The organism is Streptomyces sp. NPDC047017, from assembly GCF_040644175.1.
Classification (GTDB): Bacteria; Actinomycetota; Actinomycetes; order Streptomycetales; family Streptomycetaceae; genus Streptomyces.
Window position 1 is genome coordinate 19,123 of the sequence record NZ_JBEYVW010000015.1, and the last position, 12,649, is coordinate 31,771.

The 12,649-nt window shown below is 75.6% G+C and carries 12 protein-coding genes and 1 pseudogene; 12 read left to right on the forward strand and 1 reads right to left on the reverse strand.

All coding sequences use genetic code 11. The features are described 5' to 3' along the window. Positions 1 to 8 precede the first annotated feature (8 nt). From ABZ858_RS24210 to ABZ858_RS24250, 9 genes and pseudogenes are all read left to right on the forward strand, one after another. A complete protein-coding gene (locus ABZ858_RS24210) occupies positions 9 to 782 on the forward strand; it encodes an HAD family hydrolase (protein ID WP_361382805.1) in 774 nt (257 codons plus the stop codon). Continuing rightward, on the forward strand, positions 779 to 1,765 hold the full coding sequence (locus ABZ858_RS24215; protein ID WP_361382229.1) for a glycosyltransferase family 9 protein: 987 nt from the start codon (positions 779 to 781) through the stop codon (positions 1,763 to 1,765). Before ABZ858_RS24210 ends, ABZ858_RS24215 begins: the two co-directional genes overlap by 4 nt. Next, positions 1,762 to 2,715, forward strand: coding sequence for a glycosyltransferase (locus tag ABZ858_RS24220; protein WP_361382232.1), 954 nt, complete (start codon positions 1,762 to 1,764; stop codon positions 2,713 to 2,715). Before ABZ858_RS24215 ends, ABZ858_RS24220 begins: the two co-directional genes overlap by 4 nt. Continuing rightward, positions 2,712 to 3,929: a glycosyltransferase gene (locus ABZ858_RS24225; RefSeq protein ID WP_361382235.1), complete on the forward strand. Its 1,218-nt coding sequence runs from the start codon at positions 2,712 to 2,714 to the stop codon at positions 3,927 to 3,929. Before ABZ858_RS24220 ends, ABZ858_RS24225 begins: the two co-directional genes overlap by 4 nt. Before the next feature lie 38 nt (positions 3,930 to 3,967). After that, entirely contained in the window at positions 3,968 to 4,552 is a 585-nt protein-coding gene (locus ABZ858_RS24230) for an SIS domain-containing protein (protein WP_361382238.1), read from the forward strand. A gap of 1 nt (position 4,553) precedes the next feature. Next, positions 4,554 to 5,966, forward strand: a complete 1,413-nt coding sequence (rfaE2, locus tag ABZ858_RS24235; RefSeq protein ID WP_361382241.1) for a D-glycero-beta-D-manno-heptose 1-phosphate adenylyltransferase — start codon at positions 4,554 to 4,556, stop codon at positions 5,964 to 5,966. Then, positions 5,963 to 7,144: pseudogene (locus tag ABZ858_RS24240) on the forward strand (glycosyltransferase family 9 protein); the annotation flags it as partial. The gene rfaE2 and the pseudogene ABZ858_RS24240, both read left to right, overlap by 4 nt. A 33-nt stretch (positions 7,145 to 7,177) precedes the next feature. Further along, positions 7,178 to 8,068 carry a glycosyltransferase gene (locus ABZ858_RS24245; protein WP_361382244.1) on the forward strand — a complete coding sequence of 297 codons (891 nt, stop codon included), beginning with the start codon at positions 7,178 to 7,180 and terminating at the stop codon, positions 8,066 to 8,068. Further along, complete coding sequence (locus ABZ858_RS24250) at positions 8,065 to 8,961, forward strand: glycosyltransferase family 2 protein (protein WP_361382247.1); 897 nt, start codon at positions 8,065 to 8,067, stop codon at positions 8,959 to 8,961. The genes ABZ858_RS24245 and ABZ858_RS24250 overlap by 4 nt, the downstream gene beginning before the upstream one ends. A 144-nt stretch (positions 8,962 to 9,105) precedes the next feature. On the opposite strand, the gene ABZ858_RS24255 is transcribed toward ABZ858_RS24250, so the two are convergent. Then, positions 9,106 to 10,035 carry a LuxR C-terminal-related transcriptional regulator gene (locus tag ABZ858_RS24255; RefSeq protein WP_361382250.1) on the reverse strand — a complete coding sequence of 310 codons (930 nt, stop codon included), beginning with the start codon at positions 10,033 to 10,035 and terminating at the stop codon, positions 9,106 to 9,108. A gap of 312 nt (positions 10,036 to 10,347) precedes the next feature. Here ABZ858_RS24255 and ABZ858_RS24260 point away from each other — a divergent pair, with 312 nt between their 5' ends. From ABZ858_RS24260 to ABZ858_RS24270, 3 genes are all read left to right on the forward strand, one after another. Then, positions 10,348 to 10,671 (forward strand): hypothetical protein, encoded by a 324-nt coding sequence (locus ABZ858_RS24260; RefSeq protein ID WP_361382253.1) that lies wholly within the window; start codon positions 10,348 to 10,350, stop codon positions 10,669 to 10,671. After that, positions 10,647 to 10,916: a hypothetical protein gene (locus tag ABZ858_RS24265; RefSeq protein ID WP_361382256.1), complete on the forward strand. Its 270-nt coding sequence runs from the start codon at positions 10,647 to 10,649 to the stop codon at positions 10,914 to 10,916. The genes ABZ858_RS24260 and ABZ858_RS24265 overlap by 25 nt, the downstream gene beginning before the upstream one ends. 178 nt (positions 10,917 to 11,094) lie before the next feature. Then, the gene (locus tag ABZ858_RS24270) at positions 11,095 to 12,516 is read left to right on the forward strand and encodes an FG-GAP-like repeat-containing protein (protein ID WP_361382259.1); all 1,422 of its coding nucleotides are present in this window, start codon (positions 11,095 to 11,097) and stop codon (positions 12,514 to 12,516) included. The last annotated feature ends 133 nt before the right edge of the window (positions 12,517 to 12,649 follow it).

Below are 12,649 nucleotides of genomic sequence, written 5' to 3' on the forward strand. Positions count from 1 at the left end.
GTGGCCCGGTGATGTCGATCGGCGTCGGCCTGGCGGGTGGTGGCCCGGTGATGTCGATCGGCGTCGGCCTGGCGGGTGGTGGCCCGGTGATGTCGATCGGCGTCGGCCTGGCGGGTGGTGGCCCGGTGATGTCGGTCCGCGCCGGCCTGGCAGGAGGCGGCCCCGTGACCCCGATCCGCGCCGTCCTGTTCGACCGCGACGGCACCCTCGTCGAGGACGTCCCCTACAACGGCGACCCCGAGCTGGTCCGCCCGATGCCGGGCGCCCGCGAGGCGGTGGACCTGCTGCGCGCGGCGGGCCTGGCCACCGGCGTCGTCACCAACCAGTCCGGCGTGGCCCGCTCCCTGCTCGCCCCCGCCGACGTCGAGCGCGTCAACGCGCGCGTGGACGCCCTGCTCGGCCCCTTCGACGTGTGGGCCGTCTGCCCGCACGGCCCCGGCGAGGGCTGCCCCTGCCGCAAACCGCGGCCGGGCCTGATCCACGAGGCCGCCGCACGGCTCGGCGCCGACCCCGCCGCCGTCGTGGTCGTCGGCGACATCGGCACCGACCTGGAGGCCGCCCGCAGGGCCGGCGCCCACGGCATCCTCGTCCCCACCCCCGTCACCCGCCCCGAGGAGACGGCCGCCGCCGGGCACATCGCCGCCGGCCTGCCGACCGCCGCACGCGCGATCCTGGCCGGCCCGCCCTGGGGCCGCGTCCTCGCCGACGTACGCCCCCTGCCGGCCGCCTACGCCACCGACGGGCCGCCCCCGCGCGGGCCCGCCCCCCGGAGGGCGCGATGAAAGCGCTGGTCACCCGGCTCGACAGCTTCGGCGACGTGCTGCTCGCAGGACCGGCCGTGCGCGCCGTCGCCGCCCGCGCCGACCGGGTCACCCTGCTGTGCGGGCCGCGCGGCGAGAGCGCCGCCCGGCTGCTGCCCGGCGTGGACGAGATCGTCGTCTGGGACGCGCCCTGGGCCGGGTTCGCACCACCGCCCGTGGACCGCGCCGACATCGAGAGACTGCTCGGCGCCCTGGACGCCGACACCGCCCTGATCCTCACCTCCTTCCACCAGTCCCCGCTGCCCACCGCGCTGCTGCTGCGCCTGGCCGGCGTCCGGCACATCGCCGCCGACAGCGTCGACTACCCCGGCTCCCTGCTCGACGTACGCCACCGGCGCGCCCCGCACGCCCACGAGGCCGAGGCCGCCCTCGACCTGGCCGTGGCGGCCGGATTCCCGTGCCCCGACGACGGCCGGCCGCGCGTGCTGCCCCCGCCCGCCACCGCCCACCTCACCGGCCCGGACCCGTACGTCGTCCTGCACCCCGGCGCGAGCGTCCCCGCCCGCGCCTGGAGCCCGCGCCGGTGCGCGCGGGCGGTCGCCGAACTCGCCGCGGCCGGGCACCGGGTGGTGGTGACCGGCGGCCCGGGGGAGAAGGACCTGACCGCGTACGTCGCCGGCGAGGACGGCCTCGACCTCGGCGGCCGCACCGGCGCCCCCGAACTCGCCGGCGTCCTGGCGGGCGCCCGCGCGGCCGTCACCGGTAACACCGGGCCCGCGCACCTGGCCGCCGCCGTCGGCACCCCCGTCGTCTCCCTGTTCGCGCCGGTCGTACCGGCCGAGCGCTGGCGCCCCTACGGCGTCCCGTACGTGCTGCTCGGCGACCAGGACGCCCCCTGCGCGGGCAGCCGCGCCCGCACCTGCCCGGTGCCCGGCCACCCCTGCCTGGAGTCGGTGACCGCCACCGACGTGCTCGCCGCCGTGGAGAAGGTGATGCAGGCGTGAGGATCCTCATCTGGCATGTGCACGGCTCCTGGACCACGGCGTTCGTCCAGGGCCCGCACACCTACGTCGTCCCCGTCATCCCCGACCGCGGCCCCGACGGCCTCGGCCGCGCCCGCACCTTCGACTGGCCCGCCTCGGTGATCGAACTCCCGCCGGAGGACCTGCGGGACGCGGACATCGATCTGGTGGTCCTGCAACGCCCGCACGAGTACGACCTGGTACGGCACTGGCTCGGCCGCACCCCGCCCATGGTGTACCTGGAGCACAACGCCCCCCACGGCGACGTGCCCGACACCCGGCACCCCGTCACCGGCCTGCCCGCCGGCATCCCGCTCGTCCACGTCACCCACTTCAACCGGCTGATGTGGGACGCCGGGAGCGCCGAGACCACCGTCATCGAACACGGCATCGTCGACCCCGGCCCGCTGTGGACCGGCGAGATACCGCACGCGGCCGTCGTCGTCAACGAGCCCGTCCGGCGCGGCCGCACCACCGGCACCGACCTGCTGCCGTGCTTCGCGCAGGCCGCCCCGCTCGACGTGTTCGGCATGAAGACCGGCTCGCTCGCCGGCCACCTGGGCCTGCCGCCCGAGCGGTGCCGCGGCCACGAACTCGTCCAGCGCGAGCTGCACCGGGAGATGGCCCGGCGCCGCCTCTACCTCCACCCGGTCCGCTGGACCTCCCTCGGGCTGTCCCTGCTGGAGGCGATGCACCTGGGCATGCCCGTGGTCGCCCTCGCCACCACCGAGGTCACCGAGGCGGTGCCGCCCGGCGCCGGGGTGGTCTCCAACCGCGTCGACGTACTCACCGACGCCGTACGGGACTTCGTCGCAGACCCGCCGCACGCCCGCACGGCCGGCCAGGGAGCACGGACCGCCGCGCTCTCCCGCTACGGGCTGACCCGCTTCCTGGACGACTGGGAGCGGCTGCTGAAGGAGGTCACCCGATGAGGATCGCCATGGTGTCCGAGCACGCGAGCCCGCTCGCCGCGCTCGGCGGGGTCGACGCCGGTGGCCAGAACGTGTACGTCGCCCGCCTCACCGAGGAACTGGCGCGCCGCGGACACGACGTCACCGTCTACACCCGGCGCGACGCGGCCGCACCGCCCGACCGGGTGCCGCTGCCCGGCGGCGCCGTCGTCGAGCACGTACCGGCCGGACCGCCCGAGGTCATCCCCAAGGACGCCCTGTTCGCGCACATGCCCGACTTCGGCGCCCACCTGGCCCGGGCCTGGCGCCGGGAGCGGCCCGACCTCGTGCACGCCCACTTCTGGATGTCCGGCATGGCCTCCCTGCTCGGTGCCGGACCGCACGGCGTCCCCGTCGTCCAGACCTTCCACGCGCTGGGCACCGTCAAGCGCCGCCACCAGGGCCGCGAGGACACCAGCCCGCACGAACGCGTCGGCGTGGAGCGGCAGATCGGCCGCACCTGCGACCGGGTCCTGGCCACCTGCTCCGACGAGGTGCGTGAACTCGCCGGCATGGGCATCTCCCCGCGTCAGGTGTCCGTGGTGCCCTGCGGGGTCGACTCCACCCACTTCCACCCCGGCGCCGACCCGGCCGCCGCCCCTGCCCGCACCCACCGCCACCGGCTGCTGTCCTGCGGCCGGCTGGTCCGCCGCAAGGGCTACGACGAGGCGATCCGCGCCCTCACCCGGATCCCGCACACCGAACTCCTCGTCGCCGGCGGCCCGCCGCCCGACCGGCTGCACACCGACCCCGAGGCGGGACGGCTGCTGGACCTGGCCGCCCGCGAGGGCGTCGGCGACCGGATACGGCTGCTCGGCGCCGTGGACCCGGCCCGGATGCCCGCCCTGATGCGCAGCGCCGACCTCGTGCTGTGCACCCCCGCCTACGAACCGTTCGGCATCGTGCCGCTGGAGGCGATGGCCTGCGCGGTGCCCGTCGTCGCCACCGACGTGGGCGGCCACCGCGACTCGGTCGCCGACCACCGCACCGGCCGGCTGGTCCCGCGGGGTGACCCCGGGGCCGTCGCCGTCGCCGTACGCGACCTGCTCGGCAGCGACCGCACCCGCCGCCGCTACGGCCACGCCGGCCGCGAACGCGTCCTGGCCCGCTTCACCTGGCGGCGCGTCGCCGACGGCGTGGAACAGGTCTACCGGCAGGTCGCGGCCGGCCGCGCCGTCGATTCGGAGGTGGCCTGATGCGCCCCCGCACCCGCCGAGCACCCGGAGGTGACGTCATGAGCGTGCACGCCCCCGCCGTCACCGGACACTGCGACGAACTCCGCGCCGCACTCGCCCGGTTCCGCACGTCCGCGCACATCACCCAGCGGTGGGGCGAGCAGCTCGCCGCCGTCCTCGGCGGCGGCGGACGGCTGCTCGCCGCGGGCAACGGCGGCAGCGCCGCCCAGGCCCAGCACCTCACCGCCGAACTCGTCGGCCGCTACCGCGACGACCGCCCGCCCTACTCCGCGATCGCCCTGCACGCCGACACCTCCAGCACCACCGCCATCGCCAACGACTACGGCGTGGACGAGGTGTTCGCCCGCCAGGTGCGCGCCCACGGCCGCGACGGCGACGTCCTGATCCTGCTGTCCACCAGCGGCGCCAGCGCCAACCTGCTGTCCGCGGCCGACGCGGGACGCGCCGCCGGGATGCGGGTGTGGGCACTGACCGGACCGGCGCCCAACCCGCTCAGCGCGGGCAGCGACGAGGCGCTGTGCGCGGCCGGCGCGTCCACCGCCACCGTGCAGGAACTCCATCTGGTCGCGGTGCACATGGTGTGCGCGGCCTTCGACGCGGCCCTCGCACGGCCCGGGAGGTGACATGACGGGCAAGGCACCCCTGGTCGTGGTCGGCGACGCGCTCCTCGACCGCGACCTGACCGGACACGCGGACCGGCTCGCGCCCGACGCGCCCGTGCCGGTGGTCGCCGACTGCGACGAGCGGGTACGGCCGGGCGGCGCCGCCCTCACCGCGTACCTCGCCGCCCGCGACGGCCGCGACGTCACCCTGGTCACCGGCCTCGACGACGGTCCGGCCGGGCGGGAACTGCGCCGGCTCCTGGAGCCCTGGCTGACCGTGGTCGCGCTGCCGATGGCCGGGCAGGTGGCGGAGAAGACCCGCGTCCTGGCCCAGGGCCGGCCCGTCGTCCGCCTCGACCGCGGCACCGGCCGGGTCCGCGGGGCCACCGGCGAGGCCCGCGCGGTGCTCGCCGCCGCCGACGCCGTCCTCGTCTCCGACTACGGCCGCGGCGCGGCCGACGCCCTGCGGGCCGAACTGCGCAGACGCCCCCCGCTGGTGTGGGACCCGCACCCGCGCGGCGGCCCCCCGGCGCCCGGCACCCGCCTGGCCACCCCGGCCCGCGCGGAGGCCCACACCTTCGCCGCCGCCCTGCCCGAGGACGCCGAGGCCACCCCGCCGCCAAGGCCGGACGGCGGGCCCGCCGCTCCCGGCAGCGAACTGCGCATTGCCGCCCGCGAGGCGTCCGCGCTGGTACGGCACTGGCGGGTCGCCGCCGTCACGGTCACCCTCGGCCCGCGCGGCGCCCTCCTCTCGTACGGCGAACACCCCCTGCTGGTACCGGTCACGGCCGCGCACCACGGCGACCCGTGCGGCGCCGGCGACCGGTTCGCCGCCACCGCCGCCGGGCTGCTCGCCGACGGCGCGCTCGTCGGAGAGGCCGTGGAGGGCGCCGTCACCGCGGCGACCGCCTTCGTCGGCGCCGGCGGGGCGGGCGCCCTGCTCGGCACCCGGCACACCGGCACCGTCCCGGCCCGCGGGGACGGCCCCGCCGAACTGATCGCCCGCGTCCGGGCGGCCGGCGGCACCGTCGTCGCCGCGGGCGGCTGCTTCGACCTGCTGCACGCCGGGCACGTGGGCCTCCTCCAGGCCGCCCGGCGGGTCGGCGACTGCCTGGTGGTCTGCGTCAACTCCGACTCCTCGGTACGGCGCCGCAAGGGCGACGGCCGGCCGGTCAACCCGCTCGCCGACCGCGTCCGCGTACTGCGCGCCCTGGCCTGCGTGGACGCCGTGGCCGTCTTCGACGAGGACACCCCCGAACGCCTGCTGGCCGAACTCCGCCCCGACGTCTGGGTCAAGGGCGGCGACTACGCGGGCGCCGACCTCCCCGAGGCGGCCCTGCTCCAGGAGTGGGGCGGCCAGGCCGTCCTGCTGCCCTACCTGGACGGCCGCTCCTCGACGGCCCTGATGGCCCGGGCGGCGGAGGGAGCGCGATGACCGCCGGAGCGGGACATGGACGGGTACGGGGGCGCGGGGACGTACCGGGACACGGGCAGGTACGGGGGCGCGGGGACGTACCGGGACACGGGCAGGTACGGGGGCGCGGGGACGTACCGGGACACGGGCAGGTACAGGGGCACCGAGACGTACCCGGACACGCGGGCGTGCCGGGGCGCGGGGACGTATCAAGGCACGAGGACATACCGGAGCACGGGGACGGAGACGGGCATGGGCCGCCCGGCCGCCCCCGCGTGCTGGTGCTGCGCGCCCTCGGGCTCGGTGACCTGCTGGCCGGCGTCCCCGCCCTGCGCGGCCTGCGCCGCGGCTTCCCGGGCCACGAGATCGTGCTCGCCGCACCGGAGCCGCTCGCCCCGCTCGCCGCGGCGACGGGCGCCGTCGACCGGCTGCTGCCCGCCGCCGCGCCCGGCCGCGCCGTACCCGATGCCCTCGACTGGACCGGCCCGCCCCCGGACATCGCCGTCGACCTGCACGGCAACGGCCCGCCCAGCCACCGCCTCCTCGAAGTCCTCGGCCCCGGACGGCTGTTCGCCTTCGCGCACCCCGGGACCCCCGGTATCCAGGGGCCGCCCTGGTACGCCGACGAGCACGAACGCGACCGCTGGTGCAGGCTGCTGCGCTGGTACGGCCTCGCCGCCGACCCCGCCGACCTGCGGCTGGTGCCGCCCGCCGCCCACTCACCGGCCCCCGGCGCGATCGTCGTGCACCCCGGCGCCGGTTCCCCCGCCCGCTGCTGGCCCGTCGACCGGTTCGCCGCCGTCGCGCGGACCCTGCGCGAGCGCGGGCACCGGGTCGTCGCCACCGGGGGAGCGGACGAGGGCGACCTCGTCGCCACCCTCGCCAAGAGGGCGGGCCTGCCCGACGCGGACGTGTTCGGCGGCGGCCTGCCCCTGGACCGGCTGTCGGCACTGGTGGCCGGCGCCCGCGCCGTGCTCAGCGGCGACACCGGCATCGCCCACCTGGCCGTCGCCCACGCCACCCGCTCGGTCACCCTGTGCGGACCGGTCCCGCCCGGCCGGTGGGGGCCGCCCCCGGACGACCCGAGGCACACCGCGCTGTGGCACGGCCCGCAGGGCGACCCGCACGGCCGCCGCCCCGACCCCGCCCTGCTGCGGATCGGCACCGAAGAGGTCCTGGACGCCCTCGACGCGCTCCCCGAGCCGCCGACCTGACGAAGGCCGAGCAGCACCATGGAACACGCACCCGTCGGCGTGGTCATCGCCACCCGCGACCGCTCCGCCCAGCTCGCCGTCACCCTCACCCACCTGCTCGCCCTCCCCGAGCACCCCGAGATCGTCGTCGCCGACAACGCCTCGACCGACGACACCCGCGCCCTGCTCGCCTGCCAGTTCCCGCAGATCCGCGTACTGGCCCTGCCGTTCAACCGGGGCGCCGTCGCCCGCACCCACGGCGTGCGCGCCCTCAGCACCCCCTACGTGGCCTTCAGCGACGACGACTCCTGGTGGGCGCCGGGCGCGCTGGCCGAGGCCGCCCGCCTCTTCGGGAGGCACCCCCGGCTCGGCCTGCTCGCCGCCCGCACCCTGGTCGGCCCCGGACAGGAGGACGACCCGCTGAACAAGGTGCTCGCCGACTCCCCGCTCGGCCCCGCCGCCGACCTGCCCGGCACCCAGGTCCTCGGCTTCCTCGCCTGCGCCTCCGTCACCCGCCGCACCGCCTACCTGGACGCCGGCGGCTTCCACCCGCTGATCTTCTTCGGCGCCGAGGAGACCCTGCTCGCCTACGATCTCGCCGCCCGCGGCTGGGGCGTCACCCACTGCCCCGAGGTGATCGCCCACCACCACCCCGCGCCCACCGCGCGCACCGGCCGCCCCGCCGTCCAGCGCCGCAACGAGATCCTCACCGCCTGGCTGCGCCGCCCCCTGCCGCACGCCCTCGCCCGCACCCGCGGCCTGGCCGCCGACGCCCGCCGCGACCCGCACGCCCGGCACGCCCTGCGCGAGACGCTCACCCGCCTGCCGGGCGCCCTGCGCGCCCGCCGCGCCCTGCCCCCGCACCTCGAACGCGCCGCCCGCCTGCTCGACGCGGACACCGGCCCCGGGCGGACCGGAGGCACCCCATGACCGACCCCCGCACCACCGTCGTGGTCATCACCCACAACCGGCGCCCCGAACTCCTGCGCACCCTCGGCCACTTGGCCGGGCTGCCCGAGCGGCCCGAGGTGATCGTCACCGACAACGGCTCCACCGACGGCACCTCCGCCGCCGTGGCCCGCCACCATCCGCGGGTACGGCTGCTGCGCCCCGGCCGCAACCTGGGCGCCGTCGGCCGCAACCTGGCCGTGCGCCAGGTCCGCACCCCCTACGTCGCCTTCTGCGACGACGACTCCTGGTGGGCGCCGGGCTCCCTCACGGGCGCCGCCGACCTCCTCGACCGGCACTCCGCGCTCGCCGCCGTCACCGCCCGGATCGTCGTCGAACCGCACGGCACCGAGGACCCCATCGTCGAGGAACTGCGCACCTCACCCGTGCCCGGACCGGCCTGGCTGCCCGGCCCGGCGCTCGGCTCCTTCCTCGCCGCGGCCACCGTGCTGCGCACCGACGCGTTCCGCCGCGCGGGCGGCTTCCACCCGCGGCTGTGGCTCGGCGGCGAGGAGGAACTGCTGGCCGCGGACCTGGCGGCGGCCGGCTGGTGGCTGACGTACGCCGACCACCTGACCATCCATCACCACCCGTCCGTGGTACGGGACGCCACGCGCCGCCGCCGGGACGGCATCCGCAACACCCTGTGGTTCACCTGGCTGCGCCGGCCGCTGCGGCCCGCCCTGCGCCGCACCCTGCACCTGGCCCGCACGGTGCCGCGCGACACGGCGTCGCTGCGTGCCTTCGCCGAGGCGGCGGCGGCCCTGCCGTGGGTGCTGCGCGAACGCCGGGTGCTGCCGGCGGAGGTCGAGGCACGCCTGCGCACGCTGGAACCGGCACAGCGCCGGTCGACGGCCCGCAGTTACACGGGCTGACCTGTCTCCCGGGGCTGTGCGCCTTGAAGCCCCGCGCTCCGGAGCCGTGTGCTCCGGAGCCCCGCGCTCCGGAGCCGTGTGCTCCGGAGCCCCGCGCCCCGGAGCCGTGTGCGCCGGAGGCTTGTGCCCCGGGGGTGGACGAGGTCAGATCCAGCCGAGCTGCGCCGCCTTCAGGCCCGCCTCGAACCGGCTCCTGGCGTTGAGCCGCTCCATCAGCGACGACATCTGGCGCCGCACGGTCCGCAGCGACACCCCCAGCCGCTTGGCTGCGGCGTCGTCCGTCAGGCCGCCCGCCAGCAGTTTCAGCAGCAGCTTCTCGTTGCCGCTGAGCCCTTCGCCGGGCTGTCCGGCGCCCAGCGGCACGGCGGTCTCCCAGGCCTGGAAGAACATCGCGCACAAGGTGGCGACGACTGCGGGCTCACTGGTGCACAGGGCCCCGCGGCGGGTGTTCGCGGGGTCGATCGGGACCACGGCGATCCGCCGGTCGAAGACGAGGAACCGGGGCGGCAGCAGCGGCGCCGTCCGCACCTGGCCACCTCCTTCGGACATCCAGCGCGCGTAGTCGAGGGTCGCCGGGTCGTTGCGCACACTGTCCTGATAGAGCGTCAGCATGGACACACCGCGGTCCATCGCCACCTCGTCGAGGGGGCGGGACGCGTCCAGGCTCGCCTGGGACTGGGCCCCGCCCGGCATCACCGACAGGCATTCGCTGCTCAGTTCCCTCGCGAGGGATTCCAGCCGCTCCTGTATCGCGTCGAGTCCCAGCAGCACATCGGCGCCCGTGCCGTCGTCGAAGGACGGCCGGCGGGCGGCGCGTTCGGCGATCGCCTGGGCCGCCGCCAGCTTCGCGGCGGCCAGCCGCTGCTGCTGCCGCAGCACGTCCTGTTCCTGCCGGTGGAGCATCACCTCAAGGGCGAGTTCCGGACTGAGCACCCGCAGCTGTCCCGGCTTCTCCAGCGACTGCCGCACCAGGGTGAGGTCGGCCAGCCGGTCCAGGGACGCGCGTACTTCCTCTTCGGGCAGGCCCAGTGCGCCGCACAGCTCCAGCACGCCCAACTCGGGTCTGGAAAGCATGCACTGATAGACAGCCGCCGTACGCGGATCAAGCCCCAACATCTCAAGCATTCGGCCCCCCGCCGCAGTTGGACGTCCCCTCGTCCAACGCCCATCTGCACGCGATCTTCGCACCAGCTTCAAATGAGCGCAACCAACGGGTCACTTGGTGAACGGGTAGTGGAAGCTGCACCAAGGTGCCAGGCCAGATGGTGACAGGCGGTACCCCTCCCGCCGGCCGTGCGGCCCGGGCACAGTGGTGTTCACCGAAGCAGCGGCGGCCCGGAAGGGCACCGCGAGCCGGGATCAGCATCTGTACCGAGGGGGATGGACATGTCTCGCAATACCCGCTTCAGACACGTCGTCATGGGCAGTGTGGCCACCGCGATCCTGCTGGGAGCCGCATCGTCCGCGACCGCCGTGGCGGAGGGCCGGGGCCCGGGAGCGGTGGCGGCGGTCGCCCCCGTCGGCGCGGGCATCGGCTGGGACTCCCCGCAGCTGACGGGTATCGGCTGGGACACCCCCCGACTGACGGGCATCGGCTGGGATGCCCCGCCGGCGTCGGGTATCGGCTGGGACAGCCCGCGGTCCGGCGCGCCGGCAGTGGACACGCCGGCGCAGGCCGGGCCGGCATGTTCCTCGTCCAACTGCATGTGACCGGCAGCGCGGAACCGGCTTCGGGTCCCGCCGACGCACATGCCCTGCAAGACCTCCTGTGGGCTCACGCCGCCCCGCGGCACCGGCTCGAACACGTCCGGGCCCGCTGCCTGTTCGACGGCATCGGGGTAGTCCTGTTCATCTCCGCGCCCACGAGCGACCGGGCCGCCGCGCAGGCCGCCGACCTTCTGGCGGACGCGAGCGACTCCGGTCTGCTGGCGCGGTATCGCATCACGGGGATCTGACCTTCCCCTTCCCTGTACTTCCCACGCGGCGCCACCGCGCGGTCCGGCATGCCCCGAGGCGGGCGCAGCTCCCCTCGCACGGCCACGGACCACCGGCCCCGGCACACCGACGTGCCCGCTTCGCGTCGCCGCGCACCTCAACACGTCACGCACCACCACACCTTTCTGAGGATTCGTCATGCCGAGCAATGTCTCGCTCCGCTCCACCGCGATCGCCCTCGCCGTCACGGCGTCCGTCTCCTGCGGCCTGCTCACCGTCGCGACCGGCTCCGCCGCGGCCGCCCCGGTGCGGCCCGCGGCCGACACGCCGGCCCAGTTGCAGGCCGGCCCGGGCCAGGGAGCGGTCACGCCGGTCCCCGGGGGCCGCGCGCTCTCGGCGGCCTCGGCGGCCCCGACCATCACCCGCGGCGACGTCATAGACCGGGCCCAGAGCTGGGTCGGCATCGGCCTCGACTACAGCTGGACCGGCAGCCACGACGGCTACCGCACGGACTGCTCGGGCTACGCGTCGATGGCCTGGCACCTCAGCTCGTCGCTGACCACCGACACCTTCGCGAGCGCCGGCGTCATCCAGTCCATCTCCAAGGGCGACCTGAAGCCCGGTGACGCCCTCCTCAACGACAACAGCGGCGCCAACGGCCACATCGTCCTCTTCGACAAGTGGGCGGACAGCGACCACACCAGCTACATCGGCTACGAGTTCACCGGCAGCGGGGTGCACCACCGCGAGATCCCCTACCCCTACTTCTCCGGCTACGGCACCTTCGTACCGGTACGCAACAAGTCCGTGATCGACGACGTGGTCAAGCCCGACGACCCGGGGATGACGAACCTGACGGCGGGTGACTTCAACGGTGACGGGAAGGCCGATCTGGTCGGGGTGGAGGTGTCGACGGGGAAGCTGTGGCTGTACCCGAACCCGAATATCGGTGCGGCGTCTTCGCGGGTGGAGATCGGTTCCGGTGGGTGGAACGGTATGGCGAATCTGGCCGCCGGTGATCTGAACCAGGACGGCAAGGACGACATCGTCGGCACGGAGAAGTCCAGCGGCAAGCTGTTCCTCTACAAGGGCACCGGCTCGGGTCTGTCGTCGCGTACGGAGATCGGTTCGGGCGGCTGGAACGGCATGTCGAACATCTTCGTGGGCGACTTCAACGGTGATGGCATCGACGATGTCGGCGGCAACGAGATCGACACGGGCAAGCTCTACCTCTACAAGGGCAAGGGCGACGGCACGATCTCGGGTATGAGCGGCCGGGTGGAGATCGGTTCCGGTGGCTGGAACGGTGTCAACAAGGTGGTCAGCCCTGGTGACATGAACAAGGACGGCAAGGACGACTTGGTCGCCACGGAGAAGTCGACCGGCAAGCTCTACCTGTACAAGGGCACCGGCTCCGGCCTGTCCTCCCGTACGGAGATCGGTTCGGGCGGCTGGAACGGCATCTCGGGCTACGCGGGCGCCGACTTCAGTGGTGACGGTGTGGGCGACCTGGCCGCCGTCGAGTCCGACCCGGGCGAGACCGGCAAGCTCTACCTCTACAAGGGCACCGGCAGTGGCGGGCTGAACTCCCGCACCGAGGTCGGCAGCGGCGGCTGGTAGGCCCCGGGGCGAAGCCGTGAGCCGCCCCGCCGTGTGAAGCGGGGCGGGTCCCCGAGGGCCACCGCCCGGACCCGCCCCGCGCCCCACCCGGCCTCTCCCCGCTCTCTCTCCTCGTTTCGCGGGGGAGCGCCAT